The organism is Mycobacterium sp. E3298 (assembly GCF_001666895.1).
Lineage (GTDB): Bacteria > Actinomycetota > Actinomycetes > Mycobacteriales > Mycobacteriaceae > Mycobacterium.
Genome location: NZ_LZJB01000510.1, coordinates 1 through 24,328 on the forward strand (window position 1 = coordinate 1; position 24,328 = coordinate 24,328).

The 24,328-nt window shown below is 67.0% G+C and carries 25 protein-coding genes and 1 pseudogene; 8 read left to right on the forward strand and 18 right to left on the reverse strand.

Features of this window, described 5'->3' with window-relative positions:
- A partial coding sequence (locus A9X05_RS23500; protein WP_304442459.1) for a beta-galactosidase occupies positions 1 to 511 on the reverse strand: 511 nt, incomplete at its 3' end.
- A gap of 145 nt (positions 512 to 656) precedes the next feature.
- Between A9X05_RS23500 and A9X05_RS23505 the strand changes: the two genes are divergently transcribed.
- Positions 657 to 1,508 carry an AraC family transcriptional regulator gene (locus A9X05_RS23505; RefSeq protein WP_067784323.1) on the forward strand — a complete coding sequence of 284 codons (852 nt, stop codon included), beginning with the start codon at positions 657 to 659 and terminating at the stop codon, positions 1,506 to 1,508.
- Positions 1,509 to 1,776: 268 nt separating this feature from the next.
- Here the strand turns inward: A9X05_RS23505 and A9X05_RS23510 are convergent, their stop codons facing one another.
- The 6 genes from A9X05_RS23510 to A9X05_RS23535 form a co-directional block, all read right to left on the reverse strand.
- Positions 1,777 to 3,072: an FAD-binding protein gene (locus A9X05_RS23510; RefSeq protein ID WP_067784327.1), complete on the reverse strand. Its 1,296-nt coding sequence runs from the start codon at positions 3,070 to 3,072 to the stop codon at positions 1,777 to 1,779.
- 115 nt (positions 3,073 to 3,187) lie between these two features.
- Positions 3,188 to 3,370 carry a hypothetical protein gene (locus A9X05_RS23515; protein WP_067784330.1) on the reverse strand — a complete coding sequence of 61 codons (183 nt, stop codon included), beginning with the start codon at positions 3,368 to 3,370 and terminating at the stop codon, positions 3,188 to 3,190.
- 78 nt (positions 3,371 to 3,448) lie between these two features.
- Positions 3,449 to 4,426, reverse strand: a complete 978-nt coding sequence (locus tag A9X05_RS23520) for an MAP_0585 family protein (RefSeq protein WP_067760343.1) — start codon at positions 4,424 to 4,426, stop codon at positions 3,449 to 3,451.
- A 40-nt stretch (positions 4,427 to 4,466) separates the two neighbouring features.
- On the reverse strand, positions 4,467 to 4,934 hold the full coding sequence (locus A9X05_RS23525; RefSeq protein WP_067760345.1) for a lipoprotein LpqH: 468 nt from the start codon (positions 4,932 to 4,934) through the stop codon (positions 4,467 to 4,469).
- 150 nt (positions 4,935 to 5,084) lie between these two features.
- Positions 5,085 to 5,732 (reverse strand): trypsin, encoded by a 648-nt coding sequence (locus A9X05_RS23530; RefSeq protein WP_067760347.1) that lies wholly within the window; start codon positions 5,730 to 5,732, stop codon positions 5,085 to 5,087.
- A gap of 162 nt (positions 5,733 to 5,894) precedes the next feature.
- Complete coding sequence (locus A9X05_RS23535; protein ID WP_197499183.1) at positions 5,895 to 6,761, reverse strand: alpha/beta fold hydrolase; 867 nt, start codon at positions 6,759 to 6,761, stop codon at positions 5,895 to 5,897.
- A 62-nt stretch (positions 6,762 to 6,823) separates the two neighbouring features.
- Between A9X05_RS23535 and A9X05_RS23540 the strand changes: the two genes are divergently transcribed.
- Complete coding sequence (locus tag A9X05_RS23540) at positions 6,824 to 8,308, forward strand: amidase (RefSeq protein ID WP_067760349.1); 1,485 nt, start codon at positions 6,824 to 6,826, stop codon at positions 8,306 to 8,308.
- Here A9X05_RS23540 and A9X05_RS23545 read toward each other — a convergent pair whose 3' ends face one another.
- Positions 8,309 to 8,488, reverse strand: coding sequence for a hypothetical protein (locus A9X05_RS23545; protein ID WP_067760351.1), 180 nt, complete (start codon positions 8,486 to 8,488; stop codon positions 8,309 to 8,311).
- 210 nt (positions 8,489 to 8,698) lie between these two features.
- Entirely contained in the window at positions 8,699 to 9,847 is a 1,149-nt protein-coding gene (locus A9X05_RS23550; protein ID WP_067784333.1) for a TDT family transporter, read from the reverse strand.
- Between the two features lie 63 nt (positions 9,848 to 9,910).
- Here A9X05_RS23550 and A9X05_RS23555 point away from each other — a divergent pair, with 63 nt between their 5' ends.
- Positions 9,911 to 10,183, forward strand: a complete 273-nt coding sequence (locus A9X05_RS23555; RefSeq protein ID WP_197499181.1) for a hypothetical protein — start codon at positions 9,911 to 9,913, stop codon at positions 10,181 to 10,183.
- A 278-nt stretch (positions 10,184 to 10,461) separates the two neighbouring features.
- Positions 10,462 to 12,018 carry an LCP family protein gene (locus A9X05_RS23560; protein ID WP_067784336.1) on the forward strand — a complete coding sequence of 519 codons (1,557 nt, stop codon included), beginning with the start codon at positions 10,462 to 10,464 and terminating at the stop codon, positions 12,016 to 12,018.
- Between the two features lie 133 nt (positions 12,019 to 12,151).
- Here the strand turns inward: A9X05_RS23560 and A9X05_RS23565 are convergent, their stop codons facing one another.
- On the reverse strand, positions 12,152 to 12,943 hold the full coding sequence (locus tag A9X05_RS23565) for an SDR family NAD(P)-dependent oxidoreductase (protein ID WP_067760357.1): 792 nt from the start codon (positions 12,941 to 12,943) through the stop codon (positions 12,152 to 12,154).
- Positions 12,944 to 13,022: 79 nt separating this feature from the next.
- Here A9X05_RS23565 and A9X05_RS23570 point away from each other — a divergent pair, with 79 nt between their 5' ends.
- Positions 13,023 to 13,916 carry an NAD(P)-dependent oxidoreductase gene (locus A9X05_RS23570; protein WP_067784339.1) on the forward strand — a complete coding sequence of 298 codons (894 nt, stop codon included), beginning with the start codon at positions 13,023 to 13,025 and terminating at the stop codon, positions 13,914 to 13,916.
- Here the strand turns inward: A9X05_RS23570 and A9X05_RS23575 are convergent.
- Together A9X05_RS23575 and A9X05_RS23580 are read right to left on the reverse strand one after the other, a co-directional pair.
- Positions 13,899 to 14,729: an SDR family oxidoreductase gene (locus A9X05_RS23575; protein WP_067760361.1), complete on the reverse strand. Its 831-nt coding sequence runs from the start codon at positions 14,727 to 14,729 to the stop codon at positions 13,899 to 13,901. The two genes, A9X05_RS23570 and A9X05_RS23575, sit on opposite strands and share 18 nt — an antisense overlap.
- A gap of 171 nt (positions 14,730 to 14,900) precedes the next feature.
- Positions 14,901 to 15,824: an enoyl-CoA hydratase gene (locus tag A9X05_RS23580; RefSeq protein WP_067784343.1), complete on the reverse strand. Its 924-nt coding sequence runs from the start codon at positions 15,822 to 15,824 to the stop codon at positions 14,901 to 14,903.
- Between the two features lie 144 nt (positions 15,825 to 15,968).
- Between A9X05_RS23580 and A9X05_RS31335 the strand changes: the two genes are divergently transcribed.
- The 3 genes from A9X05_RS31335 to A9X05_RS23590 all read left to right on the forward strand — a co-directional run bounded on the left by A9X05_RS31335 (position 15,969) and on the right by A9X05_RS23590 (position 18,264).
- Positions 15,969 to 16,133: a hypothetical protein gene (locus A9X05_RS31335; protein WP_102419489.1), complete on the forward strand. Its 165-nt coding sequence runs from the start codon at positions 15,969 to 15,971 to the stop codon at positions 16,131 to 16,133.
- Positions 16,134 to 17,600 (forward strand): trehalose-6-phosphate synthase, encoded by a 1,467-nt coding sequence (locus A9X05_RS23585; protein WP_067760364.1) that lies wholly within the window; start codon positions 16,134 to 16,136, stop codon positions 17,598 to 17,600. It begins immediately after the preceding gene.
- An 85-nt stretch (positions 17,601 to 17,685) separates the two neighbouring features.
- Complete coding sequence (locus A9X05_RS23590; RefSeq protein WP_067784345.1) at positions 17,686 to 18,264, forward strand: hypothetical protein; 579 nt, start codon at positions 17,686 to 17,688, stop codon at positions 18,262 to 18,264.
- On the opposite strand, the gene A9X05_RS23595 is transcribed toward A9X05_RS23590, so the two are convergent.
- The 6 genes and pseudogenes from A9X05_RS23595 to A9X05_RS23620 all read right to left on the reverse strand — a co-directional run.
- Positions 18,261 to 18,752, reverse strand: a complete 492-nt coding sequence (locus tag A9X05_RS23595; RefSeq protein ID WP_067760369.1) for a mammalian cell entry protein — start codon at positions 18,750 to 18,752, stop codon at positions 18,261 to 18,263. The genes A9X05_RS23590 and A9X05_RS23595 overlap by 4 nt on opposite strands.
- The gene (locus A9X05_RS23600; RefSeq protein ID WP_082971050.1) at positions 18,752 to 19,441 is read right to left on the reverse strand and encodes a mammalian cell entry protein; all 690 of its coding nucleotides are present in this window, start codon (positions 19,439 to 19,441) and stop codon (positions 18,752 to 18,754) included. Before A9X05_RS23600 ends, A9X05_RS23595 begins: the two co-directional genes overlap by 1 nt.
- Positions 19,441 to 21,165: a virulence factor Mce family protein gene (locus tag A9X05_RS23605; RefSeq protein ID WP_067760373.1), complete on the reverse strand. Its 1,725-nt coding sequence runs from the start codon at positions 21,163 to 21,165 to the stop codon at positions 19,441 to 19,443. Before A9X05_RS23605 ends, A9X05_RS23600 begins: the two co-directional genes overlap by 1 nt.
- Before the next feature lie 13 nt (positions 21,166 to 21,178).
- Complete coding sequence (locus A9X05_RS23610) at positions 21,179 to 22,333, reverse strand: virulence factor Mce family protein (protein WP_067760375.1); 1,155 nt, start codon at positions 22,331 to 22,333, stop codon at positions 21,179 to 21,181.
- Positions 22,334 to 23,770, reverse strand: a complete 1,437-nt coding sequence (locus tag A9X05_RS23615; protein WP_067784351.1) for a virulence factor Mce family protein — start codon at positions 23,768 to 23,770, stop codon at positions 22,334 to 22,336. It lies immediately after the preceding gene.
- Positions 23,767 to 24,328: pseudogene (locus A9X05_RS23620) on the reverse strand (mammalian cell entry protein); the annotation flags it as partial. The pseudogene A9X05_RS23620 and the gene A9X05_RS23615, both read right to left, overlap by 4 nt.

Here is a 24,328-nt window from a genome sequence, read left to right on the forward strand (position 1 = left end):
CCTCCTGGCAATAATCGCAGTGACATTCGCCGCCGTATTCGTTCGAGATATGCCAGCCGACGACGGCGGGATGATGATCGTATCGCTCCGCCAGCTTGCCGTTCATGATCGCGACCTTCTCCCGATACACCGGCGAGCTGTAGCAGTGATTGTGGCGATGCCCGTGAAGATTGCGGAAGCGCTCTGCGTTGACCCGCAGCACCTCCGGGTAACGCTCCGACATCCAGGCGGGACGGGCGCCGCTAGGGGTAGCCAGCCAGGCATAGATGCCGTTCGCTTCGAACCGCTCGAGGACGCGGTCGAGCCACTCGAACCGGAACTCGCCTTCCTCGGGCTCGATCGCCGCCCAGGCGAAGATGCCGACTGCCATCACATTGCATCCGGCCAGCTTCATCAGCCGGATATCTTCTTCTAATACATGCGGATCGTGCTGCCATTGGTCCGGGTTGTAATCCGCTCCGTGCATGAATCCCGGAATTTTGCCGCTTACAGGGGCATAGCGCTTTGCCATGGACATTCTCTCCTCGCGTTAAGGTCTTCCTCTCGTTGCCAACGCTTTCAATCTGGCCTATAGTCTGATTGTAGGGAGATTCGTCCCGGAAGCGTTAGCACAATGCGCTTTTATTTAAGCACAAAATGAACATGGAGGTTCCGCCATGCATTTGCCTTTCCGGCTGTCGCCCTTCGGTCAACACGAGAAGCTGCCCGTCAGCTTGTACTGCGTCGGCGCCCATCCCCAGCATCCCGTAGAACGCCCCGCCGGCTTCCCCGTATCGCAGGTCTTCGTATGCTTCGGCGGAAAGGGCCGCTTCGAATTCCCCGACGGACGCTTCGTCTATATGGAAGCCGGCCAGGCGCTGGCCCTTCCTCCGGACGAGCCGCACCGGTACGAGCCGTTGCCGCGGAGTCCGTGGCTGCTCGGCTACATCGGCTTCGAGGGTCCTTCCGCCCGGAGCATCGCGGACGCGTGCGGACTGCCGCTCGGCCAAGCGTTCGACTTGATCGAGACCGCCGAACCCGCCGCAGGGATCGAAGCGCTGTGGCAGCATGCGGATCGCGCCGACGCGGCATCCGCTCGACTGCTGTCTTCGAGGCTTTACGACTATTTGCTGCTGCTGTCGTCCCTTCGGGCGGGCCCGGCATCGCCTTCCGCGCCGCCTCCCGCGCGCCAGTCCGATGCCGCGGTCGCGCGCGCCGTTCATTTTTTGCACGAGCATTTCGCCGAGCCTCTCGTCATGTCCAACGTCGCGAGCGCCGTGGGCTATTCGGTTCAGCATTTCCAGCGCCTGTTCAGAGAAGCGTACGGCGAGCCGCCGCTTGCCTATTTGCGCCGCTTCCGGCTTCATCAGGCGGCCGTATGGCTCGAAGAAAACCCGGAGGCCTCCATATCGGAAACGGCGAACAGAGCCGGCATGGACCCCAACTACTTCATCCGCTCGTTCAAACGGGCGTACGGCGTCGCTCCCGGCCAGTACCGAAACGGCAAAAAGAAGCAGACCGTCCCGTAATGCAAAAAAAGCGGCCGCCCCCTGACTTGTGCAGGGAAGCGGCCGCCTGGCCTTTTCACGAACGATCTTACAGTTGTACTTGCTTGAACGAACGATTCAGATCCTCGATCAACTCCGCGGTCTCCTCCAAGCCCACGTACAGCCTAACCAGCGTGCCGGGCATCCCCGGCTTGTAAGCCGGTGGTACTTCTCCATGCGCAGCCGGAGCGTCCACAATCCGCGAATACCTATCTGATAGGTAAATGATAGAGGATTTTAGTGAAATGTGTCAACCGGTGCTTTTCGCAGCGCCCCTCACATAACGCTCCAGCAACGCGTTGGAGAACTTGCCGCTGGGATCGAACCGGTTGACGAGCGCTTCAAAATCCGGAAGCCGCTCGTAAAGCGGACAGAGGAGCCGGGGCTGCATGTCGAACAGCTTGCCCCAATGCGGGCGAACCCGATATGGCTCGAGCGCCTGCTCGATGAGCGGCAGCACCTGCCGCACCGCCTCCCCTTCCGGCTTCCAAGTGAAGTGGATCGCGACCGAATCCTGGCCATAGCAAGGGCTCATCCACAGATCGTCGGCCGCAATCGAACGAACCTCGGAGATATACAGCAGCGGAGCGATCCGCGCGCGCAGCCCGTCGACGGCAAGCAGCGCGTCGTACGCCGCGGCGCGGGGGACGAAATATTCGCTCTGAAGCTCCGCACCGGCGCTTGGCGTGAAGTCCATCCGGAAATGCGGCAGCCGCTCGTACCAGGGCCCCGGAACCCCCAGTTGTTCGCTGCAAGAATCGGCCGCATGGCCCGGCACGGGATGCCGGGGCGCCACGGCCCTGACGGCGCCGTGAAACGTCTCTTCGGACTGCGGCGTCGCGGCTTCGGCCGCTACTGTCCGCTTGAGCCAAACCTGGTTGAACGAAGCTTGCCTCCAATCGGTGAACAGGCTGACGCTGTACCCGGCCGAGAAGATCTCGTCGAATCGGTCTTTCAACCGCGCCAGCGGCAGTTCTTCGTATACGGTTTGAGCCATGCGGAAAGCCGGGAGGACATTTAACGTCAGGGAGGTCACGATGCCTAGGCCGCCAAGCCCGACGATCGCCCCCGCGATCAATCCGTCCTCGTCGTCACGGGACAACGCGATTTTTTCCCCGCTCGCCGTCACGATCTCCATCGCATGGACCGAAGTCGCCAGGCTGCCGTTGCGGTCGCCGGAGCCGTGCGTGGCGGTCGCGCAGGCTCCGGCCACGGTAATATGGGGCAGCGACGCCAGATTGGGCAGCGCATAACCGCGCTCGTCGAGGTAACGGCACAATTCCCCGTATCGGATCCCGCCTTCGACGGTCACACGCCCCTTCGCCCGGTCCAGTTCGAGAACCCGGTTCAGCTTTTCCAGGGACAGCAGCGTTCCGTCCGTATCGGCGATCCCGTTGAACGAATGCCGCGTGCCCAGCGCTTTGACGCGGCTTGAGCGCGCCGTTATTTCCTGCACTTCTTCCGTGCTCCGGGGCGCGACGTAGCCGGATGCCCCGTATTCATAATTGCCGGCCCAGTTGCGTCTTTGTTCCGCATGCCCCTCCATCGTTCCGCCGCCTCCTTGAATGAACCTATCGATTCTATCATTTTGGAGGAACGGCCCCGGTTATGCAAGCGCTTCTAGGACGAATAGGCTAATCGACCGTCCTTATCGCCCGCGGTTATCGCCTGCGGCTGTAGCTTACGATCTTGCGGTACATGCGCTTGTCGGACAATGCATTAAAAATCGACTTATCCGGGCGCGAATTCACTTCGATAATCCAGGGCTTGAGCGATTTGCCGCTGTCGGACGTCCACGCCGTCATCACGTCGATGGCTCGGCGGACGTTTTCTCGCACATCCATGCCCGGAGCCTGCCATGACCTCCGGATCGCCGCCCGACGACGGGCACGCCGGCCGAGCCGGCTGCGCCCGTCGAACCGTCAGTAGAGCGGAACCCAGACGCCCATGTACCAGAAGCCCCAACCACCGAACTGCCAGTTGAAGACCGGGATGGCGGTGTAGCTGTCGTATTGGAAAGGCCCGAAATCGGCCTGCGCGACGACGACGTCGCGCGGCGGCCCGGACCACGGGCGGTTCCAGCCACCAGGGGGCGGCGGACCGTCCCAGCCCCCGGGAGGGGGCGCGCCCACCCAATGGGGCGGCGGGTGGCCGGGCGCAGGACCGTCGTTCCAGCCGTGCCCCCGAGGCGGCGGCGGGGGCGGTGCCCCGTGATCCACGATGCTGAAACCCGCCCGCGCGTCGCCGGGTCCGCCTATTTGGGCGTTGCCGCTGACGTACGTCCCACGCGGAACGTACGGCTGGTGCGGGGGCTGGGTGCTCGGCGGGTTGAGGGCCTGCCTGCCCTCCGGCGGTGGCGGGTTGTGCCCGCTCGCCGGCGAGTTGGGCTGTCCGCCGGGACCGTTCTGGCCCTGGTCGCCCGGCTGGTTGCCCGGGCCGCCCTGCTGCGGGTTCTGCCAGTGCTCGTTGGGCGCCGGCGAGTTCTGGCCGCCCTGCGGCGGATTGTTCTGCCCACCCTGCTGCGGCGGGTTGTTCGGCCCACCCTGCTGCGGCGGGTTGTTCGGCCCACCCTGCTGCGGCGGGTTGTTCTGGCCACCCTGGGGCGGACTCTGACCATGCCCACCCGGGGGTGGATTGTTCTGCCCGCCCGGCGCTCCAGCGGGTCCGCCCTGCTGGCCGCCGGGACCACCGCCCTGTTGGCCGCCGGGGCCGCCGCCCTGCTGGCCGCCGGGGTTTCCTCCGCCACCGCCGCCGGGGTTTCCCCCGCCGCCACCGCCATGGCAACCGGGGCACGGCGGTGGGGGGTCGAGTGGGGCCGCGAAGGCCGAGCCCGCGTTCAGCGTGACCGTGGAGAGGCTCAACCCCGCCGCGACCGCCGCCGCACTGACGACACGTTTCATAGACATAGCTGCGTCCCCTCTTGGCTATCGATCGCCTGCACTACGGGCATGTCACGTTCAACTCGAATGACTTGGTCACCTGCTGCGGTTGCTGCGGGTTGCTCATGTCGAGCCCGGTCGCTGTGCCCTTGATCGCGTAGGCCTTCCCGTTCACCGCGGCGCCCGCGTTGCCACCCTGGTTGGGAGCCGCGTCCGAGAAGCCGAGCGTGATGCCGTTGACGCTGCCGAGCCCGACCGAATGAACGATGGGGGGATTGGCGTTGCTGACCACCGCGCCGACCCCGGCCGTCGGATCACCGATGCCGATGTTGGTGTTGTCTCCCGACGGGGTGCACGTGACCTGGCCGCTGACGTTTTGCGTCTGACCGTCGACGATGACCTGTGGGCCGGACGCCGAGGGCGTCGACGAGCCCGACGACCCCGTGCTTGACTTATTGCTCGAACAGCCGGCGCATGCTGCGGCCACCACGGCCACGCCCGCCACGCCGACGACAATCCCACGCTTCACTAATGCTTCCCTTCGTGTCGCTGGTGTCGCACTGCACAACTCATTGGCTTCCCCAACGTGGCTAGCCCTCACCGACGTCGCGGGACGCCGGATACCCGGTGCCCGGCCGTCGTAAACGCTGGGTTAAAGACGCAGGGGACGCGGCATCTCTCAGGGGAGAACGCGTAATCCCCAGCTGCCGAGCAGCGGATCGATGAGCGCGAAGTCGGTCGTGTAGTCGTCGCCGTCGGGTGACGACATCAGCAGGCCAACCGCGCTCACGGTGCCGTCGGGGTTCTTCACGAAGCCCGGGCTGCCGCTGTCGCCGTTGAGGCTGAACACGCTGGCGGTTACCACCCCATTCTCGACGTGTTTTACGAAACCACAGGTTTCACCGGTAACCGCGCCAACTTTGCAGAAAGGCATACCTTCGCGAATCTGCTGCGCACTCAACACATCCCGCACCACGTACCTGCCGCCGACATCACCCGACGGCGCACCGACGCTCGGGTCGAGGAGGATGATAGCGGCGTCCTTCGTGTCGCCCTCTTTCTCGCTGGCGGTGATCTTGCCCAGGGGAACGTCATTCCCGTACGTCCACAACGAACCGTCATGGGCGTCGCAGTGGCCGCTGGTCATCAGGTAATAACTGCCGTCATTGCCCTGGGCCGCGAAACCCGCTGTGCACGAGCTGTTTTCGTCTTCCACCTTGATGCCCGGCGTCACTCCGCCGTCGGCTCGCGCCGGGTTCGCCAGCGTCGTCGCGGCGACGACCACAGCACCGACCAAGCCCAACCCTCGCAACCACCGCATGGCCACGCCGCCTCTCTTGAAGTGTCGGGCAGCATGTTAACAGCGCCAGCGGGTTTCAGCCGCCTGGGTGGTTCGCCGAAGGCGGCATCGCACCGCAGCATATTGACTAGGGCGACAAAACCCAGTGGATACTGTAAGAGGCAACAACTTTCGTCCAGGAAGCGACGATCACCCGCCGACATGACGGGCAAGGAAGCCCAGCACGGCGTCGGCGAAGATGTCGTTGCGATCACCGGCGACCATATGCCCCGCACCGCGAACGTCGGTGAACTCGACCTGTGGGAAGCGCTCCAGGAATTCGTCGGCGCGTTCCTGGCTGACGAGGTCACTCATCTGGCCCCGGATCAACAGCATCGGCACGCCGCCGCGCAGGATCGCGTCGACTGCCGCGTGCATCCGATCGGGGTCGGTGACCTCGAATGGCGGGAAAGCCGCGGTCCCGCTGATGAACTGGGGATCCCAGTGCCAGTACCAGCGATCGCCGCGACGGCGCAGGTTCGTGGTCAACCCGTCCAGATCGGTCGGCCTCGGCCGGTGCGGGTTGTATTCCGCGATGGCGTCGGCGACCTCGTCAAGCGAGGCGAAGCCCGATTCCACCCGCTCGGACATGAAGGCGTGGATCCGATTGGCCCCGGACTGGTCCATGTTCGGGACGATGTCGACCAGGACGACCGCGCTCGCGATGCCCGGCGCGAGCTCGCCCGCGAGCAGCATCGAGGTGAACCCACCCAGAGAGGCGCCGACGAGTACCGGCTGCGGCGGCAGGGTGCCCAACACCTCCTCGACGTCGCCGGCGAAGCTGACGACACGGTAGTCACCCTCGTCGGACCAGTCGGATTCGCCGTGGCCGCGCAGGTCGACGGTGACGGCTTGCCAGCCGCGCTGCGCGACGGCGGCAGCGGCCTTGCCCCACGAGCGGCGGGTCTGTCCGCCGCCGTGCAGGAACACCACGGCCCGCGCGTCAGGATCACCCAGTCGGTCCGCGACGATTCGGACGCCACCGGGCCCCTGGATTGAAAACGGTTCGACTGCCATCGGCATCTGGTGATACTAAGCCGCTTCAATACGATGCACCGGGGCGTCCGGAGGAGAAAACGATGAACCTTGACGAGTACATGTCCCTGGACGCGACCGCGTTGGCCGAACTGGTGGCGGCGAAGCAGATCACGGCCGCCGAACTTCTCGCACTGGCGAGGCAACGAGCGGACGCGGTCAATCCACGGTTGAACGCGATCGTTCGCCGGCTGGGCGACGTCGCGGACTCCCGGGCGGCCGATCCGGACCTGAGCGGGCCGTTCGCCGGCGTGCCCTTCGTGATCAAAGACCTCGCTCAGGAGTACCGCGGCTTTCCGACCTCGAGCGGTTCCCGGTCGCTGGCCAACGACGTGGCCGACCGACACGCGTTGGTCACTCAGCGGTTCCTGGACGCGGGACTGGTGATCTTCGCGATGACCAACACCCCCGAGTTCGGGGCCAAGGGCGTGACGGAATCGGATTATTGGGGTCCGGCGCGCAACCCGTGGAACACCGGGCACACTCCGGGCGGATCTTCGGGCGGGTCCGGCGCGGCGGTCGCGGCCGGGATCGTTCCGGCCGCGGGTGCCAACGACGGAGGCGGATCGATCCGCATCCCCGCCGCCTGCAATGGGCTCGTCGGCCTCAAGCTGAGTAGGGGCCTGTCGCCCTACGGCCCGCAGACGGGCGAGCCGATGTTCGGGATGGTCACCCAGGGTGTGGTTTCACGCACCGTACGTGACAGCGCCGCGCTATGCGACGCGATCGTCGGCCGTGATCCGCATGCGGCTTACGAAGTCGCCCTTCCGCGAGGCACTTTCGCCGATCACATCAAGGGTCGCCCGGACGCGCTGCGGATCGGGTACTCCTGGTCCTCGGCGATCAACCCGAATCCCGACCGGGAATCCGTCGCCGCGGTGGAACGGGCGGCGAGCCTCCTCAACGATCTGGGGCATCACGTCGAGGAGGTGCCGCCCCCGTACGACGACGCCGCCCTGGCCCGTGACTTCCTCACCATCTGGTTCGCGCAGCTCTACCACCATGTCGCAGACGCCAGGAAACGCACCGGCGCCCGCGACCGCGATTTCGAGGCCGACACCTTGGCCGTGAGTGAACTCGCCAGGGCCACCGGCGTTTTGGCACCTATCTTCGCGCTGGAAAACCGCAACGAGCACATCCGGTGCCTGGCCACGTTCCACGAAAGCTTCGACTGCTTGCTGACCCCAACTCTCGCGACCCCGCCGCTGCGCATCGGGGCCACCGCGACGCCGCGCCTTCTGCAACGGGTGGCCCGCGTCGCGAGCACGCTGCATGCGGGAAAAGTCATGGCGCGCAGTGGGATTCTCGATCAGCTGATCCAGGAGAGCCTGGGCTGGGTGCCCTACACGCAGCTGGCCAACCTCACCGGGCGTCCCGCGATAAGCGTGCCGCTGCATTGGACCGGCATCGGACTCCCGCTCGGTGTGCAGTTGGTGGGCCGGCTCGGCGCGGACGGCGATCTTCTCCGGTTGGCGGCCCAACTCGAAGAGGCGAGCCCGTGGGCTCACCGGTATCCGGCGTCGGTGTGACTAGCCCGGTTCGCCGGGCCCGTCTTCGGCCGCGCGGTCGCCTCCCCAAAGCCTGGCGAACCGCTTGGCGACGTCGCCAAACCGGTTGCCCGACCGTTGGGATGACTTGATCCTGCCGAGAGCCTGTTTCCCCTCCGCGGCGTAGTCCTTGACGGTTTCGTCGCCTTCCTCAGCGCGCATCCTTAACCTCCTTGGTCAAGCTTCGTGTTTGCGCCCCAGACGGTTCTGCTGGCGTCAAACGTTGCGGCGGCTCGACCGGCGTGAACCGCTCGGACGTGCCACTGGCCGGTGCCGCGCCCCGGCGGCCCGCTGGTGTCCGACACCGAGCCTCCGATCGGCTCATGGAGGCCTACCCGCCGACCCGGGGGATCGAAACGCCCACGGCCTTGGTCAGGACACCGGTTCCTTGCTGGCCTTGACCGGCACGTTGCTCGGCGGCAGCTTGAGCAGGTTTCCGCGCAGGCTCCCGCGAGCGGTCCGCACAGCCACCAGCAACCACGTGAACAGCAGCCCGGCGTACGCGACGGCCGCGGCCACCCGGAACGCGGGCAGGTGGGTGTGGCCGGCGAGCTGGGAGGTGCCCGTGACGAACGTTCCGACCGGGAAGGTCAGGCTCCACCACGTCAGGGCGAACGGCATCCCGCGCCGCAGTGTGCGCACGGTCAACGCGGTCGCCAGCGCGATCCACAACACCGCGAAGCCCCAGACCGGGACTCCGTAGAGGATCGCGAAGGCGTTCAGGTCCTCGGCCAGTTCGCGATCAACAGCCAGTCCGGCGCAGGCCCCCAAAAGACCTGCGGCCGTGATGGATTGCCCGAGTGGGCCCAACACAATCCACAGCGTGGGCACGCGCGCCGAGCCTGACGTCCCGTACAGCGTCAGGCGGGCCCAGATCATCGCGATGATGTTCAGGGAAGCCAGCAACGACAGCCCGAACATCGCGTAGCAGCCGAAGAGCATGGTCTCGCGCCCGGTGCCCGCCGTCATGTGTGGCAGCAGCAGCGCCCCCATGGCCGCGGTCACCATTGGCGGAACCACCGGCATCAGCCAGCCCCCGAACGCCGCGTCGGGCTCGACATTGTGCTGGGTGAACATCAGGTAGGGAATGCTCACCGCGGTGAACAGCCCGCCCAGCGTGCCCCCGGTCCAGAGCGCCCAATCCAGGTCGACGGCGATGCGCCCACCGATCAGGTCCCTGCCGACCAGCACCGCTCCCCCACCCACCGTCATCAGGGCCATGGGTGCCGCGCCGTAGAAGTGCGCCATCTGCGGGTTGCGCGCGTGGGTACGGGCCACGGTGGGGTGACGTAGCCAGTGACCGCCCACCAGGACGATCAGCCCGACGAGCAGGACGGCGGCGATCACCCAGACCACTTGGGCGAATGCGCGCAACCCGACCACGTGGACGGGCAAGGTGGCGCCGGCGATGGCCACGATGCCGGTGCCCATCACCGAGGCGAACCAGTTGGGTCCGATGTTGCCCAGAACCTCGACCCGGGTCTGCGGCGACGGCGCGCCGTCCCGGTTTGCAGTGGCCATAGCTGAGAAACCCTACTGCGCGTGGCCGACCCGGGCCGGCATGCCGCTTACACTCCAACGGTGATGCATCCGGCACCCACGGCGAAGCAAGGATTGAACAAAGCCGCGGTGAGGGTCGGGATAGCCGTGCTGGTGGTGCTCGCCGTCCTGGCCGCACCGATCAAACAACGATGCGGGGCGCCGGGCCTCTCGTGCGCGACGGCGGTGGACCCCCAAGGCAACATCCACTACTACTACGAGGTGGAGCCGCTGGGCGTGTACCTCGCCGAGGTCATGACCGGCACGAACATCACCATCTTCTACGAATCCGGCGACGACCTCGTCAAAGCCCGCTAGCCGCAGCACCAGCTCGGTAACGACTTCGAGCCGGTCTGGGCGGCGGTGTGACCTAGTCGAGACCACCGCGCGACGCTTCAACTAGAAAGCGCTGGTCAGGCGAAGATTGGGTCGGAAAATTCGTGCGCGGGCGGCCGGCCGGGGCCCGGTTCGCGGGCGTTCTCGATTGGGGGCTTCACAGCAAGCTAACGCATACTTGACACCATGCTTGAAGCGACATCGCCGCAAACCGCCGGTGCGGTGCCTGGTGATGCGCTGGGTGTGGGCAGAGGTTTGTGATGGCCCGCTCGGGCGGCGCCCACCGCCGCCACCGAGCCGTCCGTCAGCACTCCCGTTTCCGCAGGGGGCTGACGCGCACCCTGGGCGCGCTGATCTCGGTGGCCGCGGTGGGGTTGACCGGGGCGGGTTACTACGTCGCGCACGGCGCGCTCGGCGGGATCACCGTCTCGAACGCTTTGCAGCCCGACGACCCGCGGTCCAGCGGCGACGACATGAACATCCTTCTGATCGGGCTGGACTCGCGAAAGGATCAGGACGGCAACGACCTACCCTGGTCGATCTTGAAGCACCTCCACGCAGGCGATTCCGACGACGGCGGCTACAACACCAACACGCTGATCCTCGTGCACGTCAGTGCCGACAACAAAGTGGTCGCCTTCTCCATCCCCCGCGACGACTGGGTGGCCTTCAACGGGGTCCCCGGATACAACCACATCAAGATCAAGGAGGCGTACGGCCTCACCAAGCAGTACGTCGCAAACAAGCTCGCCAACCAGGGCACCAGCAGCCAAAAGGAACTCGAGACCAAGGGCCGTGAAGCCGGCCGGGCGGCGACGCTGCGCGCGGTGCGCAGCCTGACCGGCGTTCCCATCGACTACTTCGCCGAGGTCAACCTGGCCGGGTTCTACGACCTGGCCCAGACGCTCGGCGGGGTGGAGGTCTGCCTCAACCATCCGGTCTACGACTCGTACTCCGGCGCGGACTTCCCGGCCGGGCGGCAGACGCTGGACGCCTCCCAGGCCCTGTCCTTCGTCCGGCAGCGCCACGGCCTGGAAAACGGGGACCTGGACCGCACCCACCGCCAACAGGCGTTCATCTCGTCGGTCATGCAGGAGTTGCAGGCCGCCGGCACCTTCACCAACCTGGACAAGCTCAAGAGCCTGATGGCGGTGGCGCGCAAGGATGTGGTGCTGTCGGCCGGTTGGGACGAGGAGATGATCCAGCGGCTCGGCTCGCTTGCCTCCAGCGGCCAGGTCGAGTTCCGGACGCTGCCGGTGGTGCGGTACGACAACATCGACGGCCAGGACGTCAACATCATCGACCCGGCCGCGATCAAGGCCGAGGTGGCGACGGCCATCGGCGCCTCGCCTGCCACCACTACGCCCGCCACCACGGCCGCCAAGCCCAGCCCGTCGACCGTCGTCGACGTGATCAATGCCGGCAGCTTGAGCGGGCTCGCGACCGAGGTATCCCACGCGCTGCAGAACCACGGCTACACCACCGGTCAGACCCGCGACCGCAACTCGGGCGAACCGACCGCGAGCACGGTCGCCTACGGCGCGGGGGCCGAGACCGACGCGCGCAACGTGGCCAAGCTGCTCGGCCTCGACGCGCCCAGTCAGCCCGATCCCAACGTCCAGCCCGGACACATTCGGGTGACCGTCGATACGAACTTCTCGGTGTCGACGGTGGACGACGGCACGTCGGACGAAACGTCAAGCACCACAACGTCCAGCAAGGCCAAGCCGTATTACTACAACGGCACCACCACGACCTACCCGACGCCCGATCAGGGGAAGCCGATCGACGGCGGCGGCGTGCCCTGCGTTAACTAGCGGCGATCGCAAGCGCGGCGAAGCCGGGCGCGGCGGGTCGCCGCCATCTGGCTAGCGGCGATCGCAAGCGCGGCGAAGCCGGGCGCGGCGGGTCGCCGCCATTCAACTAGCGGCGCGGGCGCCCCCTTTTTGGTCAGGCGTGGGTTCCCCCGTCGATGCGGATTTCGGTTCCGGTGATGAACGCGCCGTCCTCGGACACCAGCATGGCGATCACCCCGGCGACCACGCTCGGGTCGGCCATCCCGGTTCCGCTGGACTCGACCGTGGTCGGCAGTATCGGCATCAGCCTCGAAAACAGCGCCCAGTCAGCGTCTTTCGGGATGTACCCGCCGGTCGCGTCGGTGATCCCGGACTTGATGCTGCCGGGTGCCACGCACACGGCGCGCAAGCCGTCGCGCGCGTATTCGAGCGCCAGTGAATGAGTGAAGGCCTGGATTCCGCCCTTGCTCGCGGCGTAGGCCGCCATGTAGGGGTGGGCGAACGAGGCCGAGGTCGAACTGAAGTTGACGATCGTGCTGCGCGAGTTCCCGAGCAGCGTCGGAAGCGCTTCGCGGACAACGAGAAACGTGCCGGTCAGGTTGACACCGATGATCTGGTTCCAGAGATCCAGGGTGGTCTCGTGGGTGTGCGCCGCGCGCAGAATGCCGGCGGCATTGACCAACGAATCCAGGCCACCGAGCGTCTCGACGGCCATGCACACGCCGTCGATCACCGAGTCCTCGTTGCCGACGTCCATCGGCAGGGTGGTGAGGCGGCCGGCGGTGGCGGCCTCGTCCGCCCGGGACCGGGTGGCGTCCAGGCCGGCCTCCGCGACGTCGGAGGCCACCACCGTTGCGCCCTCGTCGAGCAGCCGCAGCGCGGTCGCCTGCCCGATGCCCGACGCGGCACCGGTCACCAGGATCCGCTTGCCCTCGAGTCGCTTCATCTGCCGCTCCCGTCACTAGGCGTGCCCATCATCGTAAGGAGCGCGCCATGCCGCGCCGCGGAAAGGGCACAGTGTAGGCATGGACATCGGATTCATCGGCCTGGGGAAGATGGGCCAGGGCATGGCCACGAACCTCGTGCAGGCGGGCCACCGCGTCACCGTCTACAACCGCTCCCCCGAAAAGGTGGAACCGCTCGTCCAGGCCGGCGCGTCAGCGGCGCGCACCGTTGCCGACGCGTGCCAGGGCGAGGTCGTGTTCACGATGCTGACCGACGACCGGGCCGTCGAGGGTGTGGCCTTCGGCGACGGCGGCGTCGTCGCTTCGCTGGCACCGGGCGCCACGCACGTCTCGTCGAGCACCATCAGCGTCGCCCTCTCGGAGCGCCTGGCGGCGGCGCACGCCGATGCCGGACAACGGTATGCCGCTGCGCCGGTGTTCGGCCGGCCCGAGGCGGCCGCGGCCGCAAAGCTTTTCGTGGTTGCGGCAGGCGAGCCGCAGGTACTGCAGCCGCTGACCCCGTTGTTCGACGCGATCGGGCAGCGCACCTTCGTGGTGTCCGAGCAGCCGCACACCGCCAACCTGGTGAAGCTGAGCGGCAACTTCCTCATCGCGTCGGTGATCGAGAGCCTCAGTGAGGCCGTCGCGCTGGTCGCCAAGGCCGGCGTCGACAGGCAGCACTATGTGGACATCCTCACGTCGACGCTGTTCTCCGCGCCCGCCTATCAGACCTACGGCGGGCTCATCGCGCGGCGGCAATTCGAGCCGGCCGGCTTCGCCGCCCAGCTGGGCCTCAAAGACGTTCGCCTGGCCCTGGCCGCCGCGGAGCAGCTGGAAGTGCCACTGCCGGTCGCGAGCCTGCTGCGGGACCGCTTCCTCACGCTGGTGGCGACCGGCGGCGGGCACTTGGACTGGTCGGCGCTCGCCACGCTCGCCGACCGGGACGCAGGCCTGGTGTCAGACGACCCCGCGTAACCCGTCGGCCCCGAACGCGGGTTCCAGCATCGCCGAATAGTCGGGGCCGCGGCGCAGCATCAGCCCGCCGTCCACGTTGATGACCTGCCCGGTGATGTAGCAGGCGGCATCGCTGAGCAGGAACATCGCCAGGTTGGCGACGTCCTCGACCTCACCGGGGCGGGGCAGCGGCGTGCACGCGCGGTAGTCCTCGCTCACCTCCGGCAGGGCGAACACCGGAGCCACCAGATCCGTGCGGATCAGGCCCGGCCGGATGCTGTTGACCCGCACCCAGGACGGGCCGAGCTCGTCGGCGGCCAACTGCATCATGTGGTCAACGGCCGACTTGCTGACCCCGTAGGCACCGAACCAACGGTGGGTGTTGCTGGCCGCGATAGAGGAGATGCCGACGAACGAGCCGCCGCCACCGCGGACCAGCTCCCTTGCGACGTGCTTGAGCACGTACATGGTGCCGTTGACGTTGAGGTCGACGGTGCGCCGCCAGCCCTCCGAGTCGATCTGGGTGATCGGCCCGATCGTCTCCGAACCCCCCGCGCAATGCACCGCCCCGTGCAGTTGACCGTGCCAGGCCGTCGCGGCGTCCACCGCTCGGGCCGCCTCCTCCTCGTTGGTGACGTCGGTCGGCTCGTAGCGGATCGAACCGCTGCCTGGAAGCGCTTCGATCTCGCTGACGGCCCCCGCCAGCCGGTCGGGGTTGCGGCCGACGATCATCACCGAGGCGCCCGCCGCGACCAGGCCGGCGGCGACGCCCTTGCCGATACCGCTGCCACCGCCGGTGACCAGATACGTCCGGTTTTCGAATGAAAGCTGCACGCGACGCCCTCTCGAACTGGAACAGGTTCTAGATATCGAACCACGCGGAAAACTTGCCGTTCCGACGGGTGCTCGTCACACCGGCCCCAATGGCCCCCGATCAGAAGCGATCGACGATTTGCCCGCCTCCGCGCGACAACCGGTCGGTCCTGCCGGAGCAGCCGACGAAAGCTACGGCGTATCGCGCCGGGCGACCTGCGTCGGCTTGGCGTTGCGCCAGTCCTCGACGTCGGGCGGCAGGCCGACCGCGTACCTGTTCTCGTTGTGGGCCGCCCAGTGCGCATGGCCGAGCTCGTGGATGTGGAACGCGTGCCGCAGCGCCTCGGTGAAGCCCATCGCGTCGGAGGCGGCGTTGACCGAGTCCTTGACGAGCAGCGCCGCCATCGTGGGGCGGTCGGCGATGCGCCGGGCGAATTCCAGTGTCTTGTCGGCCAACTCGTCGACGGGGAACACCTTGGAGACCATGCCGAGGCGGTAGGCCTCGTCGGCGTCCAGCGAATCTCCGGTCAGCAGCAGCTCTTTGGCTTTGCGCGGGCCGAATTCCCAAGGGTGGGCGTAATACTCGACGCCCGGCATCCCCAAGCGCACCGCCACAACGTCGCTGAACTTTGCGTTGTCGGCGGCGACGATCAGGTCGCACGCCCAGATCAGCATCAAGCCCGCGGAGATCGCGTTGCCCTGCACCTGCGCGATGGTGATCTTGCGCAGGTCCCGCCAGCGGCAGGTGTTCTGGAAGAAGTAGTGCCACTCCTGCAGGTAGATCTTCTCCACGATCGGATCGCGGGTTCCGCCGTTGATGCGGAAGCTCGGCAGTTGGCTGCGCTCGGCGATCGCCAACTCGGAGCCGAGGTCGTGGCCCGCGGAGAAGTTGCGACCGCGCGCCGCCAGGATCACCACGCGCACGGTGTCGTCGGCCTCGGCGCGCAGGAACGCCTCGTCGAGCTGGATCAGCAGGCCGCGGCTTTGCGCGTTGTGCGCTTCGGGCCGGTTGAGCCAGATCCGCGCGATGCGGCCCTCGTCGAGGGTCTCGTAGCTCACCAACTCGTCAGCCTCGGAGTTGCCCGTCTGGGAACGGGCTTGCTCTGAGAGTGTCATTCGGCCCACCTCACTCGTTGTCAGGTCCGACGTCGTTACACATTACGGCCAGTGTGTAAGTGCGCCCCGGTTGGGTGGGCCGTCGGGATCCGAACATCAAGTCCTCGCCCACCTGCCCATCCTCCCATCACCTACAGTTAAGTCATGGCTACGAAATCTGACCCTGGCGAGATCGGCGACGTGGAACCGGTTGCCGACAGCACCGCCAGCCAGGCCAGGCGAGTCGTCGCGGCATACGCGAACGACGCCGACGAGTGCCGCGTATTCCTGTCCATGCTCGGCATTGGGCCCGCAAAACTCGACGCGTAGATGGCTCCCGGGGACGGGCACGACTCAACCTTCGGGAATTCCGACTTCGTGGTGGTCGCCAACCGGCTGCCGGTAGACCAGGAGCGGCTTTCCGACGGCACCCGGGCGTGGAAGCGCAGCCCCGGCGGTCTGGTGACCGCGCTGGAGCCGCTGCTGCGCCGCAGGCGGGGCGCGTGGGTCGGCTGGGCGGGCGTCGCCGAAGAGGAGACCGACTTCGACGACGAGCCCATCGTCCAGGAGGACCTGGAACTGCGCCCGGTGCGGTTGAGCGCCGACGACATCGCCCAGTACTACGAGGGGTTCTCGAACGCCACGCTGTGGCCGCTGTACCACGACGTCATCGTCAAGCCGATCTACCACCGGGAATGGTGGGAACGCTACGTCGAGGTCAACCGGCGCTTCGCCGAGGCCACCTCGCGCGCCGCCGCCGAGGGCGCGACCGTGTGGGTCCAGGATTACCAGCTGCAACTGGTCCCCAAAATGCTGCGGCAGCTGCGGCCCGATCTGACCATCGGCTTCTTCCTGCACATCCCCTTCCCGCCGGTGGAGCTGTTCATGCAGTTGCCCTGGCGCACCGAGATCATCGAGGGACTGCTCGGCGCGGACCTGGTGGGCTTCCACCTGGCCGGCGGCGCCCAGAACTTCCTGTTTTTGTCCCGGCGGCTGATCGGCGTCAACACCTCCCGCGGCTCGGTCGGGGTGCGCTCGCGGTTCGGGGAGGTCGAGCTCGGGTCGCGCGTCGTCCGGGTGGGCGCATTCCCGATCTCCATCGATTCCGGCTCGCTCGACCAGGCCGCCCGCGACCGCGACGTCAGGCGCCGCGCCCGGGAGATCCGCGCCGAGCTGGGCAACCCCCGCAAGGTGCTGCTGGGCGTCGACCGGCTCGACTACACCAAGGGCATCGATGTGCGGCTGAAGGCCTTCTCCGAGCTGCTCGCGGAGGGCCGCGCGAAGCGCGATGACACCGTGCTGGTCCAGCTGGCCACACCAAGCCGCGAACGCGTGGAGAGCTACCAGATCCTGCGCAACGACATCGAACGCCAGGTGGGCCACATCAACGGCGAATACGCGGAGGTCGGCCATCCGGTCGTTCACTACCTGCACCGTCCGGTCCCCCGCAATGAGTTGATCGCCTTCTTCGTGGCCGCCGACGTCATGCTGGTCACCCCCCTGCGCGACGGCATGAACCTGGTGGCCAAGGAGTACGTCGCCTGCCGCAGCGACCTCGGCGGTGCCCTGGTCCTGTCCGAGTTCACCGGCGCGGCCGCCGAGCTCCGGCAGGCCTACCTGGTCAATCCGCACGACCTCGACGGCGTCAAGGATGCGATCGAGGCGGCGCTCAACCAGAACGTCGAGGAGGGCAGGCGCCGGATGCGGTCGATGCGGCGCCAGGTGCTGGCCCACGACGTCGACCGGTGGGCGCGGTCGTTCCTCGACGCGTTGGCGAACCCACAGGACGGCGAGTGAGCGGCGCGAACCCATGGTGTTGCCGCGCAAACGCTGTGATACTCGATGGATCGGTGCAGGGGAAGGGTCCGGAAGGGAGGGCATCGTGAAGCTCCGTCGCGGACTGGCCGCCGGCGCCGGCATCGTCTCGGCAGTCGCCATTGGAATTGCGCTGGAGTCCGGCGACCCGGCGCACGCGGTGGGACCGCCGCCGGATGGCAACTACAACTACAACGAGGCCGGGGTCTCCGGGGTGACCTGGACGATCTCGGCGTTGTGCGATCAGCCGTCCGGAACCCGAAACATGAACGACTATTCGGATCCGATCGTGTTTGCGATGAACTGCGCCCTGAACATCGTGAGTTCGACGGCCGAGCAGATCAATCCCGCGGACAAGCTGCAGAACTTCAGCGGCAGGGCCCGGATGACCAGCATGCTGTGGACCTTCAAAGTCGAGAAGTCAGACGGCGTTTCGTGTCCGGGCGGCGGCACCGCGCCGTCGACCGAAACGTATGCGTTCAGCGACGAGAACATGAGCGGCACCCACACCAGCATGCACGGCGCCGTCTGCGGGATGCAGCCGGGAATGACGAAAACGCCGTTCTCGCTGCAGATGACCGGCCCGCCGCCGAGCCCAATCGAACGTTATCCGTTGTACTGCAACGGGATTGCGATGTGCTACTAGATCGGCGTGATGTAGGCGATCAGCCATTGCTTGCCGATCTTCTTGAAGTCCACCCGCAACCGGCTGCCGTCGTATAGCGGCTGGCGCGTCTTGTCGGTCACGGTGCGATTCATGTAGACCATCAGCGATGCCGATTCGCGTTTGGCGGACATGACGCCCACGCCCACCACGCTGGCCTGGACGACCACCTCACGCTTCTTGGCCTCCGGAATGATCTGCGCGTTGGCGCTTTTCCGGAATTCCTGGCGGTAGTCAGGGGTGAGCAGCGGGTACGCGTCGCTGAGGCTGCGTTCCACCGTCTGATAGTCGTAGGCGAAGACCTCGGGAATCTCCTTGGTGGCCAAGCCGGGTAGCACCGCCCGCGCCGCCTCCTCGCCGCGCGTCTGCACCCGCCCCCAGTAGAACCAGCCGGCCGCCGCGGACAACCCGACGAACACCACGATCAGAAGGTAGCCCGCGACGACGAGCAGCCAGCGCCGCCACCGCATCAATTGCCCCCGTTGGGATACTTCAGGTCGTAGCCCGTCATCCGTCCCTGCTCGTCCTCGTGCACGATGACCCGCAGGCGATAGGGCATGGACGGCTTGTTCACGCCGTCGATGTCGGCGACGGTCACCCGCACCGAAACGAGCACGGACGCGTTGTCGGTGACGTTGTCGACGCCCTCGAGGGCGGCGCCGTTGATGACGGCCTCCGACGTCGCGTTGGTGGAGCGGAATATGCCCTTGAGATTCTCGATGTTGTTGTTGGCGCCCAGCATTCCGCGCAGCGGTCCGCTGGTGCCGTTGTAGAAACGGTTGACGCTCTCGTCGATGTTGTCCTGCTTGTAGCTGAACATGTTGACCACCGTCTGCGTCGCGGTGTCGACGAACCGTTGGTCGCGCGTCTGCTGGGCGTTGGCGTGCCGTTGCTGGACGACGAGCACGGCCAGGCAGCCGGCCAACGCGCCGATGGCCAACAGCGCGGCCGCGAACGAGATCCATGCCACCAGCGCGCGGTGCGGCTGCCGCCGCGGTGGCGGCTTGAGGGACTTGAGGGTCTTGACCGGCTTGGCCGGCTGCGCCGGCGCCGCCTCGACCTGCACCGTCGCCGCCTCGGTCGACTCGGCTTTCGCCGGGCCGGCCGCACGGGACGCCCGACGACGCGCACGCGCAGTGGTCGTTGGCTCGACTGTCACTACATCGGCCTCGGATCAAGCATCAGGTCCACCCAATTCTCGGCGCTCGACGCGCCGCTAGCACCGGCCGCGAAAATACCAGTGCCGCCGGCGGGGTCCTTGAATGCGCCGGTCTTTTCGTCGTAGGTGGCGTACGCCGGCCCGCTGGCCTGCGGTTGACCGCCGGGCGGCGGTCCCCACGGCTTCTCCGGTCCCGGGCCCGCAGGCGGGGGGTTGATCCCTTCCGGCGGGGCCGGCGGTGGCAGCCACTTGGGGTACGGCAGCTGCGGCGGCACCGGCGGGACCCCGGGCGGCTGCCACGACGTGAACGGCGGTGGCGGCCCGTTGTCGTTGGGCGGTGGCGGGTCGTATGCCGGTTGCTTGTTGGGCAACGGCCCCGGCCCCGGCACCACGCCCGGTGGCGGCGGCCCGACGATCGGCGTGCCCGGATCCGGCTCAGCGCCGGGCGGGATATAGGGGAACTTGTTGGGCGGCAACACGTTCAGCCCGTTCGTCACCGGGGTGTCGTACGGCACCGGCGGACCGCGCCACGGGTTGCGGCCGATGGGCACGTAACCCTTGGGGTCGCGGCAAAGCTGCACGGTCGGCGCCCGCTTGCCGGGGAATTCCTGGCAGGGGTAGTTGCGCGCGCCGCGCACGGTACTCGGGTCGTTCTGGGCGACCTTGCAGTACATGTCCCTCGGCAACTCGCGCACCGTCTCGTCGGCCGGCGTGCGCATCAACGGGGGTGGGAGGAAGCCGACGGCGCACGGCGGCGGGTCGTTGAGGTCGAGTTTGAAGTCCAGCTTGGCGCCCTCGTCCTGGGGCGCACCGCCGGCGGCCGTCGTGATCGCGGCGAACAGCGCCGGCAGCACGACCAGCAGCTGCTCGATCGACTTGTGGTAGATCACGCCCACCCGGCCAAGGTTGGCCAGGCTGGCCGCCAGCGCGGGGAAGGACGGCCGGATACCGGAGAACGCCGTGCTGGCCTCGTCGGTTGCCCCCGGTGCGGTGGCCAGCGTCGAACGCAGCTCCGGGTCGGCCTGCCGCACCTCCGACGTGAACCGCGCCAGCCCGTCGGAGAGCGATTTGATGTCGGCCCCGGCCCGGATCTGTGCTTCCAGGAACGGGCCCGCCTGGTCGATCAACTGCGACGCTTGCGGGTAGTTCGCGTTGGCCTCGTCGACCAACAACCGGGCGGACTCGAACAGGCGGGCCAGCTCGGGTCCCGACCCGTTGGTCGCGGTGAACGTCTCGTGCAGCAGCTCGCGCAACCGGGTGTCGCCGAGGCTGTTGGTCAGCGCCTCCGCCCGCTTCAGCAGGTCTGCGACGTCCTGGCCGATCCGGGTGTTCTGCCGCTCGATGCGGAAGCCGTTGCGCAACTTGGTCGTCGCCGGTGTGCCGGGTGGTACCAGGTCGATGTACTGCTCACCGACGGCCGACACGCTCTTGACGGTGGCGGTGACGTTCGACGGGATGGGCGTCCCGCTGTTCAGCCGCATGCCGGCGGTGACACCGCTGGGATTGAGCCCCACTGACTCGACGCGGCCGACCGCGACACCGCGGTACGTGACGTTGGCGTTCTTGTACAGACCGCCGCCGGCGACGAAATCGGCCGTCCCCGCATACGTTCCGAGCCCGAACGTTGACGGCAATCGCAGGTAGAACACCGCCATCACGGTCAGGGTGATGGCCGTGATCACCGCGAAGATCCACAGCTGGATCCTGGTGAGTTTGTCGTGCATCTACGTCCGCCCCTTACTGTCCTGAAGCCGTGCCGGGCGGAATCTTGAACGGGTCGGCCGCCTGTCCGGACAGGTTGGCCATCTCGCCGACCAAAAAGTCCGGCGGATTGAGGATCTCGTTCATGTGGGCCATGTTCGGGTCGAAATATGCGGTGGTGAAGAAGGTTTCACCGAGGCGGCGCAGGGTGAGGTCGAAGGTGGTGAACACGTTCAGGTAGTCGCCGCGCACCGCGTTCTTGATACCGAAGTTGGGGAAGGGGAACGTCAGCAGGAGCTGCAGCGAGGTGACGAAGTTCTTCCGGTTGTCGTTGAGCGCTTTGGCGGCCGCGTACAGGTCCTTGAGGTCGGCCGCAAAGTCCACCTTGGTCTTGGCGAGGATGTGCGAGGTGACGTTCGCCAACTTGTGCAGCGCCGAGAACGCCTCGACGATGTGGTCGCGGTTCTTGTTGAGCACCCGGATCGCGTCGGGCAACGTGTCCAGCGCGCGGCCCAGGTTGTCCTTGTCCCGGGCCAGGCTGGCCGAGAATCGATTCAGGCCGTCGACCGCGTCGATGATGTCATTGACCTGCCGGTTGAGGCCGGCGGTCAGTTCCGCCAGCCGGGGCACCAGGTCGACGAATTGGTCCTGCCGGCCCGCGACGGCCTGGTAGGTCTCGTCGGTGATCTCTTCCAGCGCACCGACATTGCCCTTGTTCACCACGACACCAAGGGCCGACAGCACCTCTTCGGTGGTGGGGTAGCGGCCGGTGTTGGACTCGGAGATCTTGGATCCGTCTTTCAGGCGGCCGACGGCCGGTTTGTCCTTCGGGCGCGCCAGGTCGACGTGCATCGAACCCAACAGCGACGTCTGCGCGATCGTCGCCGTCGAGTTGGCCGGCAGGACGACGTTCTTGTCCAACCCCAATTTCACGGCCGCATAGAAGGAACCGTCCGGGCGCTGCACGGCCTCGATACCGGAGACACTGCCGACCGTGACGTCGTCCACCATGACCGGCGAGTTCTGCGGCAGCGTCGCCACGTCGGGCAGATCGACGGTGATCGAGTATGCGCCGCTGCCGTGCCCGGCGGTGCCCGGCATCGACACCGAGTTCAACCCGTTGAACTGACAGCCGGCCAGCAGCGCGCTGCCCGCCGCCAAAGCGCCGCCGCGCAACCACATTCGGTTCATCTAGCCGCCCCCCCGGTCGCCCTGCGGCGGCGCCTGGCCCGGCGGCGGTCCGGGTAGGGGCCCGAATGCGCTCCCGGGAGCCGGGCCGGGCGCGGGGCCGGCGTTGCCCAAGGCCGGGCCGGGAGCCGGGGCCGCGCCAGTCTGCGGTGCCGTCGGAACCAGCAGGGCCTGCAGGTCCGCCGGATTCTGCGCGGCGGGCGGGGTCTTGGCACCGTTGGCCGGGATCCAGGTCAGTTCGGGCACCGGGGTAGCCGACTTCGCCTGGGTTTCCGGGGTGTCATAGATGATCTGGCCCTTGTAGGCGGTGATCGTGTTGAGCGGGTGGAACATCAGCGGCGGGTAGTTCACGGTGAGCCGGCGCAGCACCGGGCCGAGCCGCTCACGGCAGAGTTCGGCGCGCCGGAAGTAGTCGGGAGCGCGCGGGCCGGCCGCCGTTTCGAAGGAGCCACCGCAGATGAACTGCACCGGGTTGGCGAATTCCGGGATCGACAACAGGCCGTTGAGCGTGCCCTGCGCCGGGTCGTAGATGTTGTAGAAGTTCGCGATGCCGGGGCCTGCGACGTGCAGCACCTGCTCGATGTTGTCGCTCTGGTCGCTCAGCGTCTTGGCAAAGTCGTTGAGGTTGTTGACGGTATCGATGATGGTCGAATTGTTCTCGTGCAGGAAACCCCGGATGTCGGACAGCGCCTTATTGAGCGTGCCCAGGGTGGTGTCGAGGTGACGCGAGCTGTCGGCGAGCACCTGGGACACCGAGGCGACGTTTCCGGCGAACTGCACGATCTGTTCGTTGCTGGCCGACAGCGCGTTGACCAGAACCTGGAGGTTCTTGACCGTCCCGAAAATGTCGCTGCGTGAATCACCCAGCCGCCCAGCGGCTTGCGAGAGTTCGCGCAAGGCGTTGTGGAAAGACTCGCCGTTGCCGTTGAAGGTGTCCGCGGCCTGGTTGATCGCCCGGCCCAACGGACCCTGCATCGATCCCGTGGTCGGCCCGAGCTGAACAGCCAGCTTCGTCAGCGACTCTTTGACCTCGTCCCATTCCACCGGGACCCCGGTGCGGCCCAGGCCGATGCTGCCGCCGTCGGGCAGCACCGCCCCGCCGGTGTACGCCGGTGTCAACTGAATGAAGCGGGCCGACACCAGGTTCGGCGACATGATGATCGCCTGGGCGTCCTTCGGGATCTTCACGCCCTTGGACACCGACATGGTGATCTTGACGTCGGAGGGCCGCGGCTCGATCGTGTCGACCTGACCCACCGGAACACCGAGGACGCGGACCTGGTCGCCGGGGTAGAGGCCGACGGCGGACGTGAAATAGCCGACGATGCTTCGCGTATTGCCGGTCGACGACAGTACATACACGCCACCCACCAGCACCGCGATAAGCGCGATCGCGGTGGTGTAGCGCAGCCCCCGGCTGCCGGCGAGGCGCTTGATCATGGCGACTTCGGCCTGATGATCCAGCGCTCTTGGATGAGTCCGCGCAGGTAGTCCGCGAGGCTGGCCGGCATCTTGCCCGGTTGGTAGAAGAAGTCGAACATTGTCGCGATCAACGGCGCGGGGATCACACCGTAGACGTTGACGTTGAATCCGGGTCCGGACCCGACGACCTCGCCGAGCTCGGTGGCGTAGGTGGGTAGCCGTTTGAGGGCCTCGGTGATGTAGTCGCGGCGCTCGTTGAGGTTGCTCAGCACATCGTTGAGCTTGCTCAGGGCCGGGCCGAACTCCTTGCGGTTGTCGGCGACGAACCCGGAGATCTGCGCCGACAGGCCCTGGATCCCCGAAATGAGCTGCCCGATGGCGGCCCGCCGCTCGTCGAGCGCTGCGAACAACTCGTTGCCGTCGTCGACCAGCTTGTTGACTTGGTCGGCGCGCTGGGACAGCACGCCGGTCACCGACTTCGCATGCGCGAGAAGGCTTTGCAGCGCCTCGTCGCGGCGGTTCAGGGTGCGCGACAGCGTCGTCACACCGTCGAGCGCGCCGCGCAGCTGGGGGGTG

Bases quoted from the DNA above. Each gene is read 5' to 3' on its own strand.
- A9X05_RS23505 (WP_067784323.1), top strand. From the start codon at position 657: ATGCATTTGCCTTTCCGGCTGTCGCCCTTCGGTCAACACGAGAAGCTG.
- A9X05_RS23510 (WP_067784327.1), bottom strand. From the start codon at position 3,072: ATGGAGGGGCATGCGGAACAAAGACGCAACTGGGCCGGCAATTATGAA.
- A9X05_RS23515 (WP_067784330.1), bottom strand. From the start codon at position 3,370: ATGGATGTGCGAGAAAACGTCCGCCGAGCCATCGACGTGATGACGGCG.
- A9X05_RS23520 (WP_067760343.1), bottom strand. From the start codon at position 4,426: ATGAAACGTGTCGTCAGTGCGGCGGCGGTCGCGGCGGGGTTGAGCCTC.
- A9X05_RS23535 (WP_197499183.1), bottom strand. From the start codon at position 6,761: ATGGCAGTCGAACCGTTTTCAATCCAGGGGCCCGGTGGCGTCCGAATC.
- A9X05_RS23540 (WP_067760349.1), top strand. From the start codon at position 6,824: ATGAACCTTGACGAGTACATGTCCCTGGACGCGACCGCGTTGGCCGAA.
- A9X05_RS23545 (WP_067760351.1), bottom strand. From the start codon at position 8,488: ATGCGCGCTGAGGAAGGCGACGAAACCGTCAAGGACTACGCCGCGGAG.
- A9X05_RS23550 (WP_067784333.1), bottom strand. From the start codon at position 9,847: ATGGCCACTGCAAACCGGGACGGCGCGCCGTCGCCGCAGACCCGGGTC.
- A9X05_RS23555 (WP_197499181.1), top strand. From the start codon at position 9,911: ATGCATCCGGCACCCACGGCGAAGCAAGGATTGAACAAAGCCGCGGTG.
- A9X05_RS23560 (WP_067784336.1), top strand. From the start codon at position 10,462: ATGGCCCGCTCGGGCGGCGCCCACCGCCGCCACCGAGCCGTCCGTCAG.
- A9X05_RS23565 (WP_067760357.1), bottom strand. From the start codon at position 12,943: ATGAAGCGACTCGAGGGCAAGCGGATCCTGGTGACCGGTGCCGCGTCG.
- A9X05_RS23570 (WP_067784339.1), top strand. From the start codon at position 13,023: ATGGACATCGGATTCATCGGCCTGGGGAAGATGGGCCAGGGCATGGCC.
- A9X05_RS23580 (WP_067784343.1), bottom strand. From the start codon at position 15,824: ATGACACTCTCAGAGCAAGCCCGTTCCCAGACGGGCAACTCCGAGGCT.
- A9X05_RS31335 (WP_102419489.1), top strand. From the start codon at position 15,969: ATGGCTACGAAATCTGACCCTGGCGAGATCGGCGACGTGGAACCGGTT.
- A9X05_RS23585 (WP_067760364.1), top strand. From the start codon at position 16,134: ATGGCTCCCGGGGACGGGCACGACTCAACCTTCGGGAATTCCGACTTC.
- A9X05_RS23595 (WP_067760369.1), bottom strand. From the start codon at position 18,752: ATGCGGTGGCGGCGCTGGCTGCTCGTCGTCGCGGGCTACCTTCTGATC.
- A9X05_RS23605 (WP_067760373.1), bottom strand. From the start codon at position 21,165: ATGCACGACAAACTCACCAGGATCCAGCTGTGGATCTTCGCGGTGATC.
- A9X05_RS23610 (WP_067760375.1), bottom strand. From the start codon at position 22,333: ATGAACCGAATGTGGTTGCGCGGCGGCGCTTTGGCGGCGGGCAGCGCG.
- A9X05_RS23615 (WP_067784351.1), bottom strand. From the start codon at position 23,770: ATGATCAAGCGCCTCGCCGGCAGCCGGGGGCTGCGCTACACCACCGCG.